Origin of the sequence: Sanguibacter hominis ATCC BAA-789 (genome assembly GCF_012396185.1) — a bacterium.
Lineage (GTDB): Bacteria > Actinomycetota > Actinomycetes > Actinomycetales > Cellulomonadaceae > Flavimobilis > Flavimobilis hominis.
This window is the reverse complement of sequence record NZ_JAAXOW010000002.1, coordinates 627,658-648,200: the sequence shown is the minus strand read 5'-3', so window position 1 is coordinate 648,200 and position 20,543 is coordinate 627,658. Positions and strand designations below refer to the sequence as shown.

17 protein-coding genes and 1 tRNA gene are annotated in these 20,543 nt (G+C 73.6%); 13 read left to right on the top strand and 5 right to left on the bottom strand.

Translation table 11 applies throughout. The features are described 5' to 3' along the window. Positions 1–23: 23 nt before the first annotated feature. Together yczE and HF995_RS09455 are read left to right on the top strand one after the other, a co-directional pair. Positions 24–713, top strand: coding sequence for a membrane protein YczE (gene yczE, locus HF995_RS09460; protein ID WP_210727281.1), 690 nt, complete (start codon positions 24–26; stop codon positions 711–713). Between the two features lie 10 nt (positions 714–723). Further along, positions 724–1,839, top strand: coding sequence for a carboxylate-amine ligase (locus tag HF995_RS09455; RefSeq protein WP_168447512.1), 1,116 nt, complete (start codon positions 724–726; stop codon positions 1,837–1,839). 49 nt (positions 1,840–1,888) lie between these two features. On the opposite strand, the gene HF995_RS09450 is transcribed toward HF995_RS09455, so the two are convergent. Together HF995_RS09450 and HF995_RS09445 are read right to left on the bottom strand one after the other, a co-directional pair. Further along, positions 1,889–2,476 (bottom strand): GNAT family N-acetyltransferase, encoded by a 588-nt coding sequence (locus tag HF995_RS09450; RefSeq protein WP_168447511.1) that lies wholly within the window; start codon positions 2,474–2,476, stop codon positions 1,889–1,891. Beyond that, positions 2,473–3,000 (bottom strand): YbhB/YbcL family Raf kinase inhibitor-like protein, encoded by a 528-nt coding sequence (locus HF995_RS09445; RefSeq protein ID WP_168447510.1) that lies wholly within the window; start codon positions 2,998–3,000, stop codon positions 2,473–2,475. The genes HF995_RS09450 and HF995_RS09445 overlap by 4 nt, the downstream gene beginning before the upstream one ends. Positions 3,001–3,131: 131 nt before the next feature. On the opposite strand from HF995_RS09445, the gene imuA' reads away from it, so the two are divergent. The 5 genes from imuA' (at position 3,132) to HF995_RS09420 (ending at position 10,841) form a co-directional block, all read left to right on the top strand. Next, a complete protein-coding gene (gene imuA' / locus HF995_RS09440; RefSeq protein ID WP_168447509.1) occupies positions 3,132–3,938 on the top strand; it encodes a DnaE2-dependent mutagenesis accessory factor ImuA' in 807 nt (268 codons plus the stop codon). Next, positions 3,935–5,536, top strand: coding sequence for a DNA polymerase Y family protein (locus tag HF995_RS09435; RefSeq protein ID WP_168447508.1), 1,602 nt, complete (start codon positions 3,935–3,937; stop codon positions 5,534–5,536). The genes imuA' and HF995_RS09435 overlap by 4 nt, the downstream gene beginning before the upstream one ends. Continuing rightward, complete coding sequence (locus tag HF995_RS09430; protein WP_168447507.1) at positions 5,529–8,945, top strand: error-prone DNA polymerase; 3,417 nt, start codon at positions 5,529–5,531, stop codon at positions 8,943–8,945. Before HF995_RS09435 ends, HF995_RS09430 begins: the two co-directional genes overlap by 8 nt. 165 nt (positions 8,946–9,110) lie before the next feature. Next, positions 9,111–9,560: a spore germination protein GerW family protein gene (locus HF995_RS09425; protein ID WP_168447506.1), complete on the top strand. Its 450-nt coding sequence runs from the start codon at positions 9,111–9,113 to the stop codon at positions 9,558–9,560. Between the two features lie 39 nt (positions 9,561–9,599). Next, a complete protein-coding gene (locus HF995_RS09420) occupies positions 9,600–10,841 on the top strand; it encodes an ADP-ribosylglycohydrolase family protein (RefSeq protein WP_168447505.1) in 1,242 nt (413 codons plus the stop codon). Between the two features lie 94 nt (positions 10,842–10,935). Here HF995_RS09420 and HF995_RS09415 read toward each other — a convergent pair. After that, positions 10,936–11,023 (bottom strand) — tRNA-Leu (locus HF995_RS09415). Between the two features lie 239 nt (positions 11,024–11,262). Here HF995_RS09415 and HF995_RS09410 point away from each other — a divergent pair. The 3 genes from HF995_RS09410 to HF995_RS09400 are packed head-to-tail and all read left to right on the top strand — an operon-like array spanning position 11,263 to position 16,525. Further along, entirely contained in the window at positions 11,263–13,014 is a 1,752-nt protein-coding gene (locus HF995_RS09410) for a GAF domain-containing SpoIIE family protein phosphatase (RefSeq protein ID WP_168447504.1), read from the top strand. Positions 13,015–13,050: 36 nt separating this feature from the next. Next, positions 13,051–15,135 carry a M3 family metallopeptidase gene (locus HF995_RS09405; protein ID WP_168447503.1) on the top strand — a complete coding sequence of 695 codons (2,085 nt, stop codon included), beginning with the start codon at positions 13,051–13,053 and terminating at the stop codon, positions 15,133–15,135. A gap of 43 nt (positions 15,136–15,178) precedes the next feature. Next, the gene (locus tag HF995_RS09400; RefSeq protein WP_168447502.1) at positions 15,179–16,525 is read left to right on the top strand and encodes a M20/M25/M40 family metallo-hydrolase; all 1,347 of its coding nucleotides are present in this window, start codon (positions 15,179–15,181) and stop codon (positions 16,523–16,525) included. A gap of 33 nt (positions 16,526–16,558) precedes the next feature. Here the strand turns inward: HF995_RS09400 and HF995_RS09395 are convergent, their stop codons facing one another. Then, the gene (locus tag HF995_RS09395; RefSeq protein WP_168447501.1) at positions 16,559–16,795 is read right to left on the bottom strand and encodes a DUF5703 family protein; all 237 of its coding nucleotides are present in this window, start codon (positions 16,793–16,795) and stop codon (positions 16,559–16,561) included. A gap of 92 nt (positions 16,796–16,887) precedes the next feature. On the opposite strand from HF995_RS09395, the gene HF995_RS09390 reads away from it, so the two are divergent. Further along, positions 16,888–17,238: a primosomal protein gene (locus tag HF995_RS09390; protein ID WP_168447500.1), complete on the top strand. Its 351-nt coding sequence runs from the start codon at positions 16,888–16,890 to the stop codon at positions 17,236–17,238. A 1-nt stretch (position 17,239) separates the two neighbouring features. On the opposite strand, the gene HF995_RS09385 is transcribed toward HF995_RS09390, so the two are convergent. After that, positions 17,240–18,202, bottom strand: a complete 963-nt coding sequence (locus tag HF995_RS09385) for an aldo/keto reductase (RefSeq protein WP_168447499.1) — start codon at positions 18,200–18,202, stop codon at positions 17,240–17,242. Between the two features lie 137 nt (positions 18,203–18,339). Between HF995_RS09385 and HF995_RS09380 the strand changes: the two genes are divergently transcribed. Continuing rightward, complete coding sequence (locus HF995_RS09380) at positions 18,340–19,206, top strand: undecaprenyl-diphosphate phosphatase (protein ID WP_168447498.1); 867 nt, start codon at positions 18,340–18,342, stop codon at positions 19,204–19,206. 51 nt (positions 19,207–19,257) lie between these two features. Further along, on the top strand, positions 19,258–20,538 hold the full coding sequence (gene mshC / locus HF995_RS09375) for a cysteine--1-D-myo-inosityl 2-amino-2-deoxy-alpha-D-glucopyranoside ligase (protein WP_168447497.1): 1,281 nt from the start codon (positions 19,258–19,260) through the stop codon (positions 20,536–20,538). Positions 20,539–20,543: the final 5 nt, after the last annotated feature.

The window sequence follows — 20,543 nt, the reverse complement described above, 5'->3', positions numbered from 1 at the left end:
CACTTTCAGGGTGGGATCGACCCATGAAGATCGATCAGGCAGAGATCGCCGCCCCGGCCTCGCGCGAGACGCCCACGACGGCCCCCGGGTCGCTGACGCCACGCAGCGGCTACCTCGCCCCCCGCCTCGCCCAGCTCGTCGCCGGGCTCACGGCGTTCGGCTTCTCGATCGCGATGGTCGTGCACGCCGGTCTCGGGGTCTCCCCGTGGGACGTCCTCTCCCAGGGCCTCGCCCTCGCGACCGGGTGGACCTTCGGGCTCGTCACCTGCGCCGTCGGCGCCGTCGTGCTGCTCGCCTGGTGGCCCCTGCGCACCCGGCCGGGGATCGGGACCGTGCTCAACGTCATCATCGTGGGGCTCGCCGCGGATCTCGGTCTCGCCGTCCTCGCGCGGCTGCCCGAGCCGTTGCCGCTCGCAGCCCGCGTCGCGCTCCTGGGCGGCGGCGTCGTGCTGCTGGCTCTCGCGAGCGGCGCCTACCTCGCGGCCCGGCTCGGCCCGGGCCCTCGCGACGGCCTCATGACCGGGCTCCACGACCGGTTCGGGTGGCCGATCGCCGTCGCGCGCGCCGTCGTCGAGCTCTCCGTGCTCGGGCTCGGGTGGGCGCTCGGGGGCGACGTCGGGCTCGGCACGCTCGCGTTCGCCCTGCTCGTGGGGCCGCTGTGCGGCCTGACGATCCCCTGGTTCGCCGGTCGCGCGCCGTGGCTGCGCGTGTGAAACTCGCCAGATGCGAGACGATCTGCGGACAGTCGGTGTCGAGGAAGAGTTCCTCCTGGTGGGTGACGACGGGACCCCTGTCGCGGTCGCGACGGAAGCGCTCGAGAAGGCGCCCGCTGACGTCGTCACGCCGGTAGGCGACGTGCCGGGCGGAGGTCTCGAGCACGAGTTCATGCAGGAGCAGATCGAGACGGGGACCCGGCCGTGCCGCGACCTCGAGGATCTGGCCCGTGAGGTCCGCGCCGGCCGCGCCCGGGTCCAGCACGCGGCCGCCGCGGTCGGCGCGCACGCCGTCGCCCTCGCGACGAGCCCGGTCGACGTCGCGCCCACGACCGTCTCGAAGCTCCGGTACATGCGCGCCGCGAGCACGTTCGGCCTCACGGCGGCCGAGCAGCTGACGAGCGGCTGCCACGTGCACGTCTCCGTCACGGACGACGACGAGGGGGTCGCGGTCCTCGACCGGATCGGCCCGTGGCTCTCACCTCTCCTCGCGCTCAGCGCCAACTCGCCGTTCTGGCAGGGCAAGGCCAGCGGGTATGAGAGCTTCCGGTCGCAGGTGTGGTCGCGCTGGCCCACGGCTGGCCCGTCGCGCGAGTTCGGCAGCGCCCGGGCGTACCGAGACGCCGTCGCCTCGCTCGTCGCGACAGGGACGGTGCTCGACGACGCGATGATCTACTTCGACGCACGCCTCTCCCAGCGCTACCCGACCGTCGAGATCCGCGTCGCGGACGTCTGCCTCGACCCGCGGACGCCAGTGATCCTCGCGGCGCTCTCGCGCGCGCTCGTCGAGACCGCAGCGCGCGCCGCAGCCGCGGGAGAGCCCGCCCCGGGGGTGCCGACCGAGCTGTTGCGCACCGCGTCGTGGCGCGCGGGGAGATCCGGGCTCACGGGCGACCTGCTCTCGCCGACGGACATGCGTCCACGCCCGGCGCACGACGTCGTCGGGCAGCTCGTCGCGCACGTGCGCGACGCTCTCGTCGACGCAGGCGACCTCGACCTCGTCACCGACCTGCTCGGCGAGCTGTGGTCGACGGGCAACGGCGCGCAGCGGCAGCGCGCGTGGCTCGCCGAGACGGGCGACAATGCCGAGGTCGTCGCCAGGGCGTGCGCCGTCACCCTCGAGTGAGACGGGCCGCGGTCGCGTCCGTCAGTGGGTGGACGTCAGCGTGTGGATGTCAGGACGCGACCGTGCGGCACATGACGAAGTCGTCGTGCGTCTGGGTGCCGACCACCATCTGCTTCGTGCCCACCACCGCGAAACCGTTCTTCGCGTAGAACCGCTGGGCGCGCTCGTTCTGCTGGTTGACCCCGAGCCACACCGAACGGACGCCGCGGGCCGCCGCCTCCGCGACGACGGCCTCGACGAGAGCCGCCGCCGCCCCCGTCCCGTGCGCGTCCGGGTGCGCGTAGCACTTGCTCAGCAGCACGGTCGGGGTCGCGACCGGGACGTCCGTCGGGGGAGGCGGCTCGGCCCACACGAGCAGCGCGTACGCGATGAGCGGCAGACGCTCGGCGTCGTGGCGGCCGTCGAAGCCCTGCTCGGCGCCGGGCTCCGCGACGAGGAGCGTCGTCAGCGGGGACAGCAGGTGCTCGGCGAAGTGGTCCGCCGTCAGGTTGTTGCTGCAGAAGTCCTCGACGTCGCGCGGGTCGATCCCGGGCGGGCACGCGAGCGGGAACGTCAGCTGCGCCAGCTCCGCAAGAGCGTCGGCGTCCGCGAGCACCGCGCGCCGGACCCGGGCGACCGGGACCTGCAGGTCGGTCATCGTGCGAACGTCGGGGTGAGCACGGCGCGCGCGATCGTGTGGAACAGCGCCGTGAACGCGACCTTCGTCGGGCTGTCCTCAGGGTCGAGGCCCAACGTGTCCACGTCGAGCGCGTGCACCGCGAACGCGTACCGGTGCGGGCGGTCGCCGGCGGGCGGCGCAGCGCCCTCGTAGCCGAACGTGCCGCCGTCGGCGCGGACGTGGAAGGCGGCGCCCGAGAGCATCAGGTCGCTCTCGCCGTCGCCCTGCTCGAGCGACGTCGTGGTCGCCGGGAGGTCGACGACGGTCCAGTGCCAGTAGCCCGCAGGGGTCGGGGCGTCCGGGTCGAAGCACGAGACGACGAACGACTGGGTCTGCGCCGGGAAGCCGCTCCACTCGAGGTGGGGCGACGTGTTCCCGCCGTCAGCGGTGTGCAGCAGGGGCAGCGTGCCGCCGTCGACCATGTCCTCGCTCGTCACGGAGAAGGACGGGACGGGCGGCAGCGAGGCGTACGGGTCGGGTGCAACGGGTCGCGTGAGGTCCATGCCCCCATCATGAGCCCTCGTCGGGCCCGGCGAGGTGCGACAGGCCTCGCCGGTTCATCGGTGTCAGCCGCGCCGCGTATCATCGAACATGTGTTCGACAGTGTGGCGATGGTCCGGGGAGGTGGTGCGCGATGAGCGCGCAGGCGATGGCGGTACCGGACCTCGGGCGCGCGGAGCGGGCGCTCGCGGCGCTGCGCCAGGCAGAGCATCGCACAGGGGCGCGACGCGTCGAGATGCCGGACCGTGCGGCCGCCCTGCTCGGCGTCCGCACGCGTGAGCGTCCCGCGCTGCCCGTCCCGCACGAGCTCTCCGACCTGCTCCCGCACGGGCTGACCCGGGGCAGCGTCACCGAGGTCACCGGCTCGCTCGCGCTCGTCCTCGCGCTGCTCGCCGAGGCGTGCGGCCGCGTCGACGAGCTGGGGGAGGAGCCGTGGGCCGCCGTCGTCGGGCATCCCCGGGTGGGGCTGCTCGCGGCGGCGTACCTCGGCGTCCCCCTCGACAGGCTCGTCCTCGTCCCCGAGCCGGGCGACGGCGCCGCTGCGGCGGTGGCTGCGCTCGTCGACGGCATGGATGTCGTCGTGCTCGGCGACCTCCCGCTCCTCGACGCCGACCGGCGGCGTCTGACGGCGCGCGCTCGCGAGCGCGGCACCGTCCTGCTCAGCACCGCGCCGTGGCGCGGGGCGGGCGCGGTGCTCCGCGCGACCGGGGTCCGGTGGCGTGGGCTCGGTCAGGGGACGGGTCGGCTCGTCGCCCGCGAGCTCACGGTCGAGCGCGCGGACCGTGTCCGTGCGCGTATCGACGTCGTGCTGCCGTTCGGGGAGCAGCCCGTCGTGGCCCCTCGCGCTGCAGCCGACGCCACCGCACCGCACGTCCCGGCGGCTGCGCCGCAGGTCTCGCCGGCCGCCGTCGCGCAGCCTGCGCTGAGGCTCGTCGGATGAGCACCCGCACCACCGCCGTGTGGGTGCCCGACTGGCCGGTCGTCGCCGCCGCGACCGCGGCGGACGTACCCGCGCACCTGCCCGTCGCGGTGCAGGACGCCCGCGCGGTCGTCGCGGTGGGTGCCGTCGCCCGGCGCTCAGGCGTCCGCCGTGGCATGCGGCGGCGTCAGGCGCAGGAGGCGTGCCCCGGGCTCGTCCTCCTGCCCGTCGACGAACTGCGGGACGCCCGTTTCTTCGAGCCCGTCGCGGTCGCCGTCGAGCGTGTCGTCGCGGGCCTCGAGGTCGCACGTCCCGGGCTGCTCCTCATGCCCGCGAGCGGGGCGGCCCAGTTCCACGGTTCGGAGGAGGAGCTTGCCGCCGCGATCGTCACGCACGTCGCGGACGCGACCGGGCACGAGTGCCAGGTCGGCGTCGCCGACGGCATCCTCGCGGCGGTCCTCGCCGCACGCGAGAGCCGGGTCGTCCCGGCAGGGGAGAGCCGTGCCTACCTCGCTCCGCGGTCCTTGGGCGACGTCGTGCACGTCGCGATGAGCCGCGACCGCGTCACCCAGGTCCGCGACCTCGTCGACCTGTGGAACAGGCTCGGGCTGCGCCGCGCGAAGGACCTCACCGCGCTCGACCTCGCCGACGTCGCCTCCCGCTTCGGGGAACCCGGCGTGTGGGCGCACCGCCTCCTCGACGGGGACGACCTCCGCCCGCCCGCGCGCCGCAGGCCTGAGGACGACGTCGAGGCGTCGTGCGAGCTCGACCCGCCAGCGCACCGCGTCGACACCGCAGCCTTCGCCGCGCGCCGGCTCGCCGAGCAGCTGTACGCCGACCTGGTCGACCGCTCGGCGTCCTGCACCCGGCTGCGCATCTCCGCCCGGACCGAGGACGGGCGCGAGCACGTGCGCACGTGGCGGACCGACGCCGCCGCGCTCGGCGGCCTCACCGTCGGCCGTCTCACCGACCGCGTCCGCTGGCAGCTCGAGGGCTGGCTCGCCGAGGGGGGACGCACCGAGTCGGCCGACGGCGGGCTCGTCCGGCTCGTGCTGACCGCCGAGGACCTCGTCGACGTGGGCACCCAGCAGGGAGGCCTGTGGGGTGGCGCCGAAGGCGCGCACCTGCGGGCAGCCCGAGCGCTCGAGCGCGTCCAAGGGCTCCTCGGCGCGCGGTCGGTGCTGTCCGTGCGCCTCCAGGGCGGGCGTGGCCCCCGTGACCAGGTGCACCTGGTGCCCTGGGGCGAGGAGGACCCGGTCCGCCGCGACACCACCGCGCCCTGGCCAGGACGGCTACCGGACCCGCCCCCGAGCGAGGTGCTCCCCGAGAAGGCCCCGGTGCGGCTCCTCGGCCCCGCGCGGGAACCGGTGCTCGTCGACCGCCGGCTCATGATGAGCGCCGCCCCGACCATGCTCGCCCCGCCGCCGGGTGAGGACGGCACAGCGGCCGCCGTGCGCGCCTGGGCAGGCCCCTGGCCGCTCGCGCAGCGCTGGTGGCGCGAGGACGCAGAACGCAGCGTCTACCTGCAGGTCCTCGTCGAGGAGCCCGCCGGGACGAGCCGCGCCCTCCTCCTGTCGAGCTCGCGCGGGAGCTGGTACGTCGAGGCGAGCTATGACTGACCACGTCCCTTACGCCGAGCTGCACGCCCACTCGGCGTTCAGCTTCCTCGACGGCGCGAGCCAGCCCGAGGAGCTCGTCGCCGAGGCGGTCCGGCTCGGCCTCGACGCGCTCGCACTGACCGACCACGACGGGCTGTACGGCGTCGTCCGCTTCGCCGAGGCTGCTCGCCGCGCCGACCTGGCCACCGTGTTCGGTGCCGAGCTGCACCTGCCCACCCCCGAGGACCTCCTGCGCGGCAGCGACGAGCCCGAGCAACCGACCGGGACCCCGGACCCGCGCGCGACCCACCTGCTCGTGCTGGCCCGCGGCCCCCGCGGGTACCGCTCGCTGTCCGCCGCGATCGCCGACGCGCACCTCGCGGGCGGGCGCAAGGGCGTGCCCCGCTTCGATCTCGAGGACCTCGCCGCACGCGCCGACGGCGACTGGCTCGTGCTCACCGGCTGCCGCAAGGGATCGGTGCGCCAGGCGCTGCGCGGCGCCGGGTGCCCCCGGCCGGCCCACCCGCCAGCCCGTCTCCCGGGCGGCAGGCGTCGCCCCGTCCCGTGCCCGGTGCACGGCACCGAGCCCTGCACCGCCGCCCGGACCCGGGACGCGCGCCGCGAGCTCGACCGGCTCGTCGATCTCTTCGGCCCGGGCAACGTGGCGGTCGAGATCACCGACGGCGGCGACCCGTACGACGGCGAGCGCAACGCGGCCCTCGCAGATCTCGCCGCAGCCGCCGGTGTGCCGCTCGTCGCGACGGGCAACGTCCACCACGCCCGGCCGCAGGACGGCGAGCTCGCCGCAGCCCTCGCCGCGGTCCGGGCCCGCCGGTCGCTCGACGACATGGACGGGTGGCTCCCGGGGGCGGCGACCGCCCACCTCAGGTCAGGCGCCGAGATGCTCGTCCGGCACCGAGCGCACCCCGAGGCGGTCGCCACGGCTGCGCAGCTCGCTGCAGAGTGCGCGTTCGACCTGCACCTCGTCGCCCCCAGCCTGCCGCCGTATCCCGTGCCCGAAGGGCACGACGAAGCGTCCTGGCTGCGCGAGCTGGTGCAGGTCGGTGCACGTGAGCGGTACGGGCCGCCCGAGGACGAGAACGTCGCGGGGGCGTGGGCGCAGATCCACCACGAGCTCGACATCATCGAGACGCTCGGGTTCCCCGGCTACTTCCTCATCGTCTACGACATCGTCGAGTTCTGCCGTCGCCACGGCATCCTCGCGCAGGGCCGCGGGTCGGCCGCGAACTCCGCCGTCTGCTACGCCCTCGGTATCACCGCCGTCGACGCCGTGCGCCACGGCCTGCTCTTCGAGCGCTTCCTCGCACCGGAGCGTGACGGCCCGCCCGACATCGACGTCGACATCGAGTCCGCGCGCCGCGAGGAGGTCATCCAGCACGTCTACGAGAGGTTCGACCGCCGTCACGCCGCCCAGGTCGCCAACGTGATCTCCTACCGCCCCAAGTCCGCGGTGCGCGACGCCGCCCGCGCGCTGGGGTACGACGTCGGCCAGCAGGACGCGTGGAGCAAGGGGATCGAACGATGGGGCTCCCTGCGGGGCACCGAGCCGGACAGCCCGTGGTGGACAGTCTCCCGTGCGGGAGCGGTCACCGCGCAGCCCGTCGCACAGCCTCGGCTGAGCGAGGACGGCCGCGATGTCGTGCCCGAGCACAGGCCGCCGTCCCTCCAGGAAGAGGGCAAGGTCCCCGAGCCCGTCATCGACCTCGCGGAGAAGATGCTGCGCCTGCCCCGGCACCTCGGCATCCACTCGGGCGGCATGGTCCTGTGCGACCGGCCCGTCGTCGAGGTGTGCCCGGTGGAGTGGGCCCGCATGCCCGGACGGACCGTGCTGCAGTGGGACAAGGACGACTGCGCCGACGCAGGTCTCGTGAAGTTCGACCTCCTCGGGCTCGGCATGCTCACCGCGCTGCGCATCGCGTTCGAGCACGTCCACGAGCACGAGGGTGTCGAGCTCACGCTGCACGGCCTGCCCCCCGAGGACCCAGGCGTGTACGAGCTGCTGTGCGCCGCCGACACGATCGGCGTGTTCCAGGTCGAGTCGCGCGCCCAGATGGCGACCCTGCCGCGCCTGCGGCCGCGCACCTTCTACGACATCGTGATCGAGGTCGCGCTCATCCGCCCCGGACCGATCCAGGGCCAGTCCGTGCACCCGTACATCGAGCGTGCCCGCGGCAGGCAGCCGGTCACCTACCTCCACCCGCGCCTCGAGAAGTCCCTCGCCAAGACGCTCGGCGTACCGCTCTTCCAGGAGCAGCTCATGCAGATGGCGATCGACGTCGCGGACTTCACCCCCGCCGAGGCCGACCAGCTGCGGCGTGCGATGGGGTCCAAGCGCTCGACCGAGCGCATGGAGGCGCTCCACGCCCGCCTCATCGACGGGATGGCGGCGAACGGCGTCGAGAACGACGTCGCGGAGCAGATCTTCGACAAGCTCAAGGGCTTCGCGGACTTCGGCTTCCCCGAGTCGCACGCCTACTCGTTCGCCTACCTCGTGTACGCGAGCGCGTGGCTCAAGGTGCACCACCCCGCCGCCTTCTACGCGGGCCTGCTCGCCGCCCAGCCCATGGGCTTCTACTCGCCGCAGACGCTCGTCGCCGACGCCCGCCGCCACGGTGTGACGGTCCTGCGGCCCGACGTCCAGCTCTCCGGCGTGCAGCCCGTCCTCGAACCGCTGCCCGGAGGTGACGGTGCAGCCAGGCCGCGCCGCGACCTCGCGGTGCGGCTCGGGCTCGGAGGCATCCGCGGCGTCCGGGACACCGTGGCCGAGCGGATCGTCGCCGCACGTGCCGACGGTCCGTTCGTCAGCCTGCGCGACCTCGCCCGCCGTGTGGACCTGACTGTCGCCCACCTCGAGGCGCTCGCGACCGCAGGAGCCCTCGACTGCTTCACCGGCGCCCGGCGCCCCGCCCTGTGGGCCGCCGCCGCGCTCGCCCAGGAAGGCCCCGACACGCTCCCGGGCGTGAGCGTCGGCGTCGAGGCGCCCACCCTGCCCGGGATGGACGACGTCGAGACGTCCGTCGCGGACGTCTGGGCGACCGGCATCTCGCCCGAGTCCTACCCGACGCAGTTCGTGCGTGACGGCCTCGACGCGGCAGGGGTGCTCACCGTCGCGAAGGCGACCGTCCACGAGGCCGAACGGCGGGTCGCCGTCGCCGGTGTCGTCACCCACCGCCAACGCCCCGGAACCGCACGTGGCGTCACCTTCCTCTCGCTCGAGGACGAGACCGGCCTCCTCAACGTCGTGTGCAGCCCCGGGCTGTGGTCACGTTTCCGGCAGGTCGCCCGGACGAGCGCCGCCCTCGTGGTGCGCGGCCGGCTCGAGCGCGCCGACGGCGCGACCAACCTCGTCGCCGAGCACCTCGCGCCGCTCTCCCTCCAGGTACCGACCAGGTCGCGCGACTTCCAGTGAACCGGCGTGCCGAGGCCCGCGTGCGGGGCGACGATGAGAGAGGTCCTGCACGGATCACGGAGCCGGGACGACCGAGGGGTCGTCCCGGCCTCGTGCTGTCCGCCCCGCTCCTCTGCGCGCAGCGGAGACGGACGCTCGTCGACCTGCGGGCTCGGTTGCGTCAGGATGAAGGGGTCGACGTACACCCTGGAGGGCGATCTCGTGAACATCACCGACCATGCGAGCCTTGCGGTCGAGGCCGCGCGCGACGCCCTCACCGTCCGCCGGGCGTTCGGAGAGCCCTACGAGGTGGACGGTGCGACGGTGATCCCGGTCGCGAGGGTGGTCGGCGGTGGGGGCCACGGCTTCGGCACGGGGTCGACACCCGACCTCGTGCGCGCGGCGCATGCGTCGGACGACGGCGCCACGGCCAGCTCGAGCGCTGCGGAGGCGTCAGGGGGCGGCGGAGGGTTCGGCGTGCGCGTCCGCCCCGTCGGTGCGTACGTCGTCTCGGGTGGCACGGTCACCTGGCGACCCGCGCTCGACCTCAACCGCGTGATCCTCGGCGGTCAGCTGGTCGGTGTCGTCGTCGCGCTCGCGGCGATCAGCGCCCTGCGTCGCAGCCGCCGCCGGTGACGACCATGGGAGCGTCGCAGAAGTGAGCGCGGGAGCAGCGTGCTGAGGGAGCTGCGGCTCGGTCTCGTGTCACGGCTGAGCCGTGGCCGGCGGCGCGACGAGGCAGCGGACCAGGACGTACCTGCCACGTCGCAGGACGGCGCCCCGGTGGCCGGGGTCGACGACGGCCTCGTCGACCTCGCGCCGGGCGAGGCCGTCGACGACGACGGCCCGGTCGACCTCGCCCCGCCGCCTCCCGTCCCGGCCCCGACGGGCGCGCAGGTGCGCCGCGCGGTAGGCGCGGTCGTCGCGGCGTCGGCCGGCGACGCGCTCGGGGCCGGATATGTCGGGCGCGGCCCTCTCGCACCGACGGTCCCTGTCGCGATGCTCGCGGTGGCCGGTCAGGACCCGGGGGAGTGGACCGGGGCGACAGAGCTCGCGATCCCCGTGCTCGAGGTGCTCGCGCGCGGCGGTGACCTGCTCGACGCCCGGGAGCAGGACGCCGTCGTCCGGTCGTGGCTCGACGTGCTCCGCCGCGGCCAGCAGCTCGACCCCGCGACGACGGCGGTGCTGCGGCTCGTGTCCGACCAGCTGGACCGGTCGCCGGGGCTGCCTGCCGCGCAGTGCGCGCGCCGCAACGCCCGTCGGCGCCACGAGCGTGAGCGTGGTCCTGTGACGAGCGGCTGTCTGGTGGTGGCCGCCGTCGCAGCGCTCGGCTTCCTCGAGCCCGAGGGTGCGCCGCGTCTCACGCGGGCGGTCAAGGCGCTCGTCACGACTCTCCACGGGGGGCCTGAGGCGCTCGCGCCGGCGCTCCTGTGGGCCCACGCGACCCGTGCGGCGATCCTTGACGGCCCGGGACCGCTCGACTCGGGTCTCGCCTCTGTCCCGGGGCACCTGCGCCGCCGGTGGGAGGACCACGTGGCGGAGGCGGCGGCGGCCGCGCCGACGTTGTTCGAGAACGACGGGCTGGCCGTCGAGGCGGTCCAGGTGGCCTGGTCGGCGCTAGTGTCGACGGCGAACGGCCGGGGTGGCACGCATCTTGAGCGTGCGCTCGTCGCAGCGGTCCAGGCGGGTGGCGACACGGCGACGACGGGATGGGTCACGGGGGTCGTCGCCGGTGCTCACTACGGTGTGACGGCGGTCCCGGAGGCCTGGGTCGACCAGCTGCACGGGCGGCTCGGGCGGGACGGCGCGGACCTGGCGCGGCTCGCGGAGCGCGCCGTGCTGGCGACCTACGAGCGAGCGGTGTCGCGGCTCGCTGGCGCTGACTCAGAGGGTGCGGGGGACGAGCCTGCCGGATGAACGTGACGTAGAGCACGTGCCGGGGGATGCAGGTCAGGCGGAGCGTTCGGGAGAGACGACGAAGGCCCAGGATCCGTGGATCCTGGGCCTTCCGTGGTGTCCGGAGGGGGACTTGAACCCCCACGCCCGATAAAGGGCACTAGCACCTCAAGCTAGCGCGTCTGCCATTCCGCCACCCGGACGAGTGGAACCTTCTGGGCTTTGGCCCGTCTGGCTGCGGGAAGAAACATAGCACGGCTCGAGCCTGAAGTTCACATCGGCGTGGTCGCGCTCCCGCCAGCCCCACGGCGGGTGGCGCGAGCCGGCAGGTGGACCTGCCCTCGGGTCGCAAGGACGCGCTCTCGGTACGCGTCCAGCAATCCGTCAGGTGCCGCGGCGAGGCATCGTCGAGGTGCGGCGATGCATCGTGGACAATGGTCGAATGATCACCGACCCGCGGGGCCACCGCGAGACGACCGGGCCAGCGGCCCCGAACGGCCTCGCGGACGAGGAGCTCGACCGGATCGCAGCGATCGCTGCGTCCGTGTCCGGCGCTGATGCGGGCGTCGTCGCGCTCGAGAGCCCGACCGGGTACGCGCTGCCCGGCGCGTACGGTCTGCAGGAGTCTCTCGACTTCGCGCGGGAGGTCGCGGACGAGGCGCCCTTGACGGACGCGATCGTGCGGAACGCCGCCCCCCAGGTCGTCAACGACGCGGAAGCCGATGAAGACCTCGCGCGGCGCGGCTGGGCACAGTTCTGGGGCTTCCGGTCGTACGCAGGCGTGCCGGTGCGTGACGTGCACGGCCACGTGGTCGGTGCGCTCAGCATCATGTCGCGCGAGCCGCGGGACTTCGACAACACGACGGTCGCGCGGCTCACGGAGCTCGCGGCGGTCTGCTCCGCGCGCGTCGTCGCCCGGGAGATCCTCGAGCGGCTCAGCACGGCGGAGCGCAGCGCGAGCACGGTCGACCGGATCAACCGCGTGCTCCTGACGTTCAGCGAGGGGCTCGGTGCGACGGCGACGACGCAGGACGTCGCCCGCGTCGTGACCGAGCTCGCGCACGCCCAGCTCGACGTCGCCTACAGTGCCGTGATCGTGCAGGTCGACGGCCGCTTCGACGCTGTCGAGGGCTCGCACCTTCCTGAGGACCTCCCGATGGAGTACTCCGAGCTGCAGGCGTCGGCGGACCATCCCGGGCCGCACTCGGTCGCGGACGGGCAGGCACGCTTCTATCCGTCGCGCTCCGACGTCGTCGCGGAGTACCCGCACCTCTCCGGGCACACGTCCGCGTACGTCGACGCGGAGGTCTACCTGCCGTTCCGTGTCGAGCGTGCCGACGACGCGCCTCTCGACGGGTGGCTCTGGCTCGGATGGTCGGACGAGCACGTCACGACGCCGCAGACGCAGCGGATGAAGCGGGCCGTGACGACCTACGTGGCGCGGGCGCTCGAGCGTGCCGAGCTGCTCGCGGCTCGCGCTGCGGTCGCGTACACGCTCCAGTCGGCGCTCCTGACGAAGCTCCCGGAGGTGCCGGGGCTCGAGCTCGCGGCACGCTACCTCCCTGCGAGCCGTGGGGAGCAGGTGGGTGGTGACTGGTACGACGCGATCCACGTCCACGGCGCGACGACGCTGATCATCGGCGACGTCGTCGGGCACAACATCGCCGCGGCCGCGCAGATGGGCAACCTTCGCTCGATGCTGCGCGGCTTCGTCGCCGACTCCCTCGAGGCGCCATCGCGACTGTTGAGCCGTCTCGACGACGCGAACCTGCGCCTGTCGACGCGCACGATGGCGACGGCTGCCGTCGCGCAGGTCATCCCGCCGTTCGTGGAGGGCGGGCCGGCGCGCGTGGTGTGGTCGAGCGCTGGGCACCTGTCGCCCGTCGTCGTCGACGTCGCGGGCGGCGTCAAGGTGCTGCGGGGACGTTCTGACCTCATGCTCGGCGTCGCACCGGGGGCGAACCGCGCGGACCACGAGCACGTCCTGGAGCACGGCGACACGATGCTCCTGTTCACGGACGGACTCGTCGAGCGGCGTGGCAGGCCGATGGCGAGCTCGCTGACGCAGCTCGCAGAGATCCTCGCGGACCTGGCGCAAGCACCGCTCGAGCGCCTCGTCGCTGACATGGTCGAGCGGATGGGCGCGGCGAGCGAGCGAGACGACGTCGCGGTCCTGGCGGTGCGGCTCGTCTGAGCGCTTGCCGCACGCGCGCGGTGTCAGACTGTCCCGGTGACAGCGCCGACCCTCGACCCGGACAACCCTCTCGCGAGAGCCTCGGCACTGCCGTACGGCCTCCCGGACTTCGCGAGCATCCGCGTGGAGCACATCGGCCCTGCGATCCGCGCCGGCATCGCGCAGGAGGTGGCTGAGGTCGAGGCGATCGCGTCGGACGCGTCGCCCGCGACGGTCGAGAACGTGCTTGACGCGCTCGAGCTCACAGGCGATCTTCTCGACCGGGCCCTGACCGTCATGTCGGCGCTGCTGGACGCAGACCCGACTCCGGAGCTCGAGGACCTCGAGGACGAGCTCACGGCGGAGCTGTCGGCGCACGACGACGCGATGGCGATGCACGCGGGCGTCCGCGCGCGCCTGGTCGAGCTGGCCGAGCGAGTCCGGCGCGGGGAGGTCGCGTGCGACGAGCCAGCACGGCGCCTCCTCGACGACCGGCTGCGCGACGTCCGGCGGTCGGGTGCGGACCTGCCGGCGGAGCAGCGCGAGGAGCTGCTGCGCATCAACGTGCGGCTCGCCGAGCTCGAGTCCGCGTTCTCTCGCACGGTGGTCGCGGCGTCGACAGCGGCGGGCGTGCACGTCCGCGACGTCGGGCGCCTCGCCGGCCTCACCGAGGACGAGATCGCGTCGGCGCGCGCCGCTGCCGAGGACGCCGGTCAGGACGGGTGGCTCGTCGCGCTCGGCTCACCGACCCAGCAGGAGGTCCAGGCGAGGCTCGCGGACCGCGGTCTGCGTGAGGAGGTGCACCGCGCCGCGACGGCGCGAGGCGCGGCAGGCGAGCACGACTCGCGGGGGCTCGTCGTCGAGATCGTGCGGCTGCGCGCGCAGCGGGCCGCGCTGCTCGGGTTCCGCGACCACGCGACGTACGTCACGCAGGTGACGACGGCGGGCACGCCGGACCGTGTGCGCGAGGTGCTCGCGCCGCTCGTCCCCGGCGCGGTCGCGAACGCTGCGGCAGAGCTCGCGGACATGCAGGGCGTGCTCGACGCCGAGCTCGGCGACGCGGCAGGCCCGCTCGCGCCGTGGGACGTGACGTGGGCGGGCGAGCGTCTGCGCCGCGAGCGTCACGCGATCGACGACGCTGCGCTGCGTCCGTACCTCGAGCTCGACCGAGTCCTCGAGCACGGGGTGTTCGCGGCAGCGACGGCGTTGTACGGGATCACGTTCCACGCACGCCCGGACCTGCACGGCTACCACCGCGAGGTGCGCGTCTGGGAGGTGCGCGCGCAGGACGGGACCGGCCTCGGGCTCTTCCTGGGCGACTTCCTCGCACGTCCGGCGAAGCAGGGCGGAGCGTGGTCGACTGCGCTCGTCGACCAGTCGCACCTGACGGGGACGCGTCCGGTCGTCCTCAACGTGCTCAACGTCGCACGGCCAGCGCCGGGGCAGCCGACCTTGATGACCTGGGACGACGTCGTCACGGCGTTCCACGAGACCGGTCACGCGCTGCACGTGCTGCTCTCCGACGTGCGCCGGCCCTCGCAGTCAGGCACGGAGGTGCCGCAGGACGTCGTCGAGGTGCCCTCGCAGGTCAACGAGACGTGGGCGTGGGAACCCGCGCTGCTGCGCAGGTACGCGGTGCACCACGCGACGGGCGAGCCGTTGCCCGACAAGACGATCGAGCGGCTGAGGGGCTCGCAGCACCACGGTCAGGGCGTCGCGACGACCGAGATGCTCGCCGCGACGTTCCTCGACCTCGCATGGCACTCGATGACCGAGAGCGAGCTGGCCCGAGCGCTCCCGGACGGGGCGGACGGCGTCGAGCGCTTCGAGCAGGCTGCGCTCGCGGCCGCGGGTCTCGACGTGCCGTGCGTGCCTCCCCGCTACCGCTCGACGTACTTCGCGCACGTGTTCGGGGGCGGCTACGACGCCGCGTACTACGCCTACCTCTGGTCGGAAGTCCTCGCCGCGGACCTCGTCGAGTGGTTCCACGAGAACGGCGGCCTGGGCCGCGAGGCGGGGGAGAGGTTCCGGCGCGGGCTGCTCGCCGTCGGCGGGTCCGTCGACCCGATGGTCGCGTTCGAACGGTTCCGCGGACGACCAGCCTCGCCCGTGGCGCTCCTCGCACGGCGAGGGCTCGCGTGACACGGACGCTCGGGCGCTGCTTGCTCCCGGTACCGTGTGACGCATGACCTCCGAGCACGTCGCACCCGCCACACCCCCTGTCGTCCCTCAGGCCGAGGACGAGGTCGTGACGATCTGCCGCGAGCTCCTGCGGATCGACACGTCCAACTACGGGGACGGCTCCGGTCCGGGTGAGCGCACGGCAGCCGAGTACGTCCAGGGCCTGCTCGAGGAGGTCGGGCTCGAGACGACGTTCTTCGAGTCGGCACCGCGCCGTGCGAGCGTCGTCGCGCGCCTCGAAGGGAGCGACCCGAGCCTGCCGGCCCTCGTGCTGCACGGCCACACCGACGTCGTTCCGGCGCACGCGCCCGACTGGACGGTCGACCCGTTCTCGGGCGAGGAGATCGACGGCATGCTGTGGGGCCGCGGCGCGGTCGACATGAAGGACATGGACGCGATGATCCTCGCGGTCGTGCGGCAGATGGTGCGCGAAGGGCGCAAGCCTGCGCGCGACGTCGTGCTCGCGTTCTTCGCGGACGAGGAGGCGGGGGGGCCGTTCGGCGCCGGCTGGGCGGTCGAGCACCGTCCCGAGCTGTTCGCCGGTGCGACCGAGGCGATCAGCGAGGTCGGCGGGTTCTCGGTCGAGCTCGGCGGACGACGCGCGTACCTCCTGCAGACAGCCGAGAAGGGGCTCGGCTGGCTCCGGCTCGTCGCGGACGGCCGTGCGGGCCACGGTTCCCAGGTCAACCCTGACAACGCCGTAGCGCACCTCGCGGGTGCGGTCTCCCGCATCGCGGCCCACCCGTGGCCGCTCACGCTCACACCGACGGTCCAGGCGCTCCTGCGCGGGGTCGCGGACCTCACGGGCCTGCGCTACGACGCCGAGGACCCGCGCGCGGTCGACACGCTCGTCGAGGCGCTCGGGTCGGCGGGCCGTTTCGTCGGGGCCACCCTGCGCAACACGGCCACGCCGACCCAGCTCGACGCCGGCTACAAGGCCAACGTGGTGCCGGGCACCGCCACCGGCGTCCTCGACACGCGCTTCCTCCCGGCCGAGCGGGACTCGATGCGTACCGTCCTCGAGGAGCTCGCCGGACCGCACGTGCGCATCGAGGTGATCCACGAGGACATCGGCCTGGAGGCACCGATCACCGGCGCGCTCGTCGACCGCATGGTCGACGCGGTCCTCGCGGAGGACCCGGGCGCCGTCGTGCTGCCCTACATGCTCTCTGCTGGCACGGACAACAAGTCGCTCGCGCGCCTCGGCATCACGGGTTACGGCTTCGCTCCGCTGCAGCTGCCGCCGGAGCTGGACTTCGCCGGCATGTTCCACGGCGTCGACGAGCGCGTGCCCGTCAGCGCGCTGCGCTTCGGCGTGCGCGTCCTCGACCGGCTCCTCACGCAGGGCTGACGCGGTCCCGGTACGGGTCTGCCGGAGCGGGCGTCAGTCGAACGCCCCCAGGGTGTTCCGGGCCCGGATGATCCGGCGGCGGAGCATGACGCGGCGCTCCCCGCCGACGTAGAGGCTCGACGTCGCGAGCTCCCAGCGGCCGTACTCGGCCTCTTCCGTGAGCATGCGTGCCGCGTCGTGGCGTGAGACGTCGCGCGCGATCGACACGATGCGGTACTCGTACTCCCCGTGGCGGGGGACCGGGGTGCGGCGGTCGGAGCGAGCGGTCATGGGCGGTTCCTCCCGGTTGACGGATCGGTCGGACGGCGGCGGGACGACCCGCCGACTGCCATTGTGCACGCGAGAGGGTTACCGTTGCTGCCATGACCGTCGAACCGCGTGCCGCCCTGGATCGTCTCGTCGCCGCCTTCGAGGCGCACCTGGGCGCGATCGTCGGCCGACGCGGAGAGGACGACCCTGCGGTCGACGAGGCGTACTACGTCCTCGCGGACGCCTTCGACGTGTACGACGAGGCGATCGCCTCGACGTACGGCGAGGCGCTCCCGTTCTACGTCGCGGAGGACGACGACGAGGATGACGACCTCGACGACGACCTGGACGACGACGACATCGACGAGGACGACCTGGACGATGCCGGGAGCGACCTCGACGACGACGAGCTCGAGAGCCTGAGCGAGGACGAGGTCGAGGAGCTCGCGAACCGCGACCGCTGAGTCAGCGCCGCTCGGGATAGCCGGTCGCGGGGGCACTGACCTCGTCGAGAGCGGCACTCACCTCAGGGGGCAGCTCGAGATCGAGGGCGGCGAGCGACGTCCGCAGCTGACCGGGCGTGCGTGCGCCGACGAGCGCGCTCGAGACGCTGGGGCGCCCACGCAGCCAGGCGAGCGACACCTCGAGGATCGAACGGCCGAGCCCGTCGGCGGCGATCGCCACGGCCTCGACGATCCCGCTCGACTCCTGGTCGAGGTACGGCTGCACGAACCCTGAGAGGTGCGTCGACGCGGCACGAGAGTCTGCGGGGATCGTGCGGCGGTACTTGCCGCTCAGCACGCCGCGGCCGAGCGGCGACCACGCCACGAGGCCGGACCCGAGCGCGAGCGCTGCGGGGACGACCTCACGCTCGACACCGCGCTCGAGCAGCGAGTACTCCATCTCCACCGCGGCCAGCTCGAGGCCGGCCTGCTCGAGGAGCGTCGCAGCGCGCGCCTGCTGCCACGCGGGATGGTTGGACAGCCCGACGTACCGGGCGCGACCTGAGTCGACGGCTCGCTGCAGCGCCGAGAGGGTCTCGTCGAGCGGGGTGCGCGGGTCGGGGTTCTGGACGAGGAACAGGTCGACGTGATCGGTGCCGAGGCGCTGCAGCGACGCGTCGAGCGAGCCGAGCACGGCGCCGCGGGACGCGTCGAGGACGTTGCCGCGCGACGTCGACCGGACGCCAGCCTTCGTGCAGAGGACGACGTCTTCGCGGCGGACCTCGGCGAGGAGGCTGCCGACGACCTCCTCGCTCGTCCCGTCGGCGTACGACGCCGACGTGTCGATGAGCGTCCCGCCCGCGTCGAGGAAGTCACGGAACTGCTCCGCGGCGTCGATCTCGTCGGTGTCCCGTCCCCATGTCATCGTCCCGAGCCCGAGCTCGGAGACGCGCATCCCGGTCGTGCCCAGCTGCCGCAGCTCCATGCGGGCAGGTTACCGGTCGCGTCCCGTCCGGGCGGTGCAGGCGCGGCGGCGTCGGCACGCGGTCGTCACACGTTCCGCACGTGACGCACTCGCGCCGCCAGGCCGCGCGCCAGCCGTGGCCCGTAGAGTGTCGGCTTGTGAATGTCTGGGAAGCGATCGTCCTCGGCCTCGTCCAGGGCCTCACCGAGTTCCTGCCCATCTCGTCGTCGGCGCACCTGCGCATCGTGGGCGAGCTGATCGGGTCCTCGGACCCGGGAGCCGCATTCACCGCGATCACGCAGATCGGCACCGAGACCGCGGTGGTCCTGTACTTCCGCAAGGACATCGCGCGGATCTGTGCGGCATGGTGGCGGGCGCTGACGGGCGCGCACGGCACGGGGTGGCGGGCCCGCCTCGGCGAGGGGGACCCGGACGCGCGGATGGCGTGGTGGATCGCGCTCGGCTCGGTGCCGATCGTCGCCGGCGGGCTCTTCCTCGAGGACGCGATCGACGCGACGTTCCGGAACCTCTACCTGACTGCCCTGACCCTCGCGGTCTTCGGCATCCTGCTCGGTGTTGCCGACCGCTTCGCGCGCCAGGAGCGGACGCTCGACACGATCGGCCCGCGGCACGCGATCCTGTTCGGTCTCGCGCAGGCGATGGCGCTCGTCCCGGGCGTGTCCCGGTCCGGCGGGACGATCACGATGGGGCGCTTGCTCGGGTACACGCGTGAGGCTGCGGCCCGCTACTCGTTCCTCCTGGCGATCCCCGCCGTGCTCGGGTCGGGTCTCTACAAGCTCGTCGGTTCGTTCGACGAGCTCGGGACGGCCGGCACGCCGGGCCTGCTGCCGATCCTGGTCGCGACCGTGATCGCGTTCGTCGTCGGCTACGCCGTCATCATCTGGTTCCTCAAGCTCGTCTCGACGCGCTCGTACCTGCCCTTCGTCATCTACCGGCTCGTGCTCGCCGTGGTCGTCGTGATCCTCCTCGGCGCGGGTGCGGTGACGGCGACGGGCGGCGTCTAGACGACTCCTCGCGGGTCCGAGACTGCGGTGTCATCCCGCTAGGCTGGGTCGGTGCACGCCTGGCCCAGACCGCAGATCCCTGTCCTTCCCGACGCTGACGGCGTGATGCCGTCGCTCGTCGACTCGTCGAGCGGCGAGCGCGTCCAGCCCGTACCGGGCGACCGTGCCGGCCTCTACGTCTGCGGCATCACGCCGTACGACGCGACGCACATCGGCCACGCCGCGACCTACGTCTCGTTCGACCTGCTGGTGCGCGCCTGGCTCGACGCGGGCCGCACGGTGACGTACGTGTCGAACGTGACCGACGTCGACGACCCGCTCCTGGAGCGTGCGAACGCGACGGGGGTCGACTGGCGCGACCTCGCGCGTGAGCAGATCGCACTGTTCGCCGCGGACATGACTGCGCTCGGCGTCGTGCCGCCGGACGTGTACCTCGGCGCGGTCGAGACCATCCCGGAGGTCGCCGCCGCCGTCGAGAAGCTCGTCGCCGCGGGCGCGGCGTACCGGGTGCCGAACGAGCCGGGTGCAGGTGGGAGCCAGCCGGAGCTGGGAGACGTCTACGCCGACCTGAGCGTCGACCCGGGTTTCGGTGACGTCGCCCGGCTCGACCGCGACACCATGACCGCGCTCTTCCGCGAGCGCGGCGGTGACCCGGCGCGCGTCGGCAAGCGTGACCCGCTCGACCCGCTGCTGTGGCGCCGAGAGCGTCCGGGCGAGCCCGCGTGGGACGGCTCGAGCCTCGGCACGGGTCGTCCGGGCTGGCACGTCGAGTGCGCGGTCATCGCGCGCGAGGGCCTCGGCGGCGAGTTCCACGTGCAGGGCGGCGGCGCCGACCTGCTCTTCCCGCACCACGAGATGAGCACGTCGCACCTGCGGCTGCTCGCGGACGGCGAGCGTGCGACGTCGCACCTGCACGTCGGCCTCGTGTCCTACCAGGGCGAGAAGATGAGCAAGTCGCGCGGCAACCTCGTGCTCGTGTCGCGCCTGCTCGAGCAGGGTGTCGACCCGATGGCGATCCGGCTCGCGCTGCTCGACCACCACTACCGTTCGGAGTGGGAGTGGTTCGACGCCGACCTCGCGCGCGCACAGGTACGTCTCGCCCGGTGGCGGGAGGCTGTGTCGGGCAACGGCGGCCCCGAGGCCGCGACGACCCTCGCTGCGATGCGTGCGGCGTTGCGCGACGACCTCGACGCCCCGGCGGCCCTGCGGACGGTCGACGCGTGGGCGGAGCGTGCGGTCACCGAGTCGAGCCGTGACGACGTGGCGGTCCACGAGGGCGCACCCGGCGTCATCGCTCGCGCGGTCAACGCGCTCCTCGGCGTCCGGATCTGACCGAC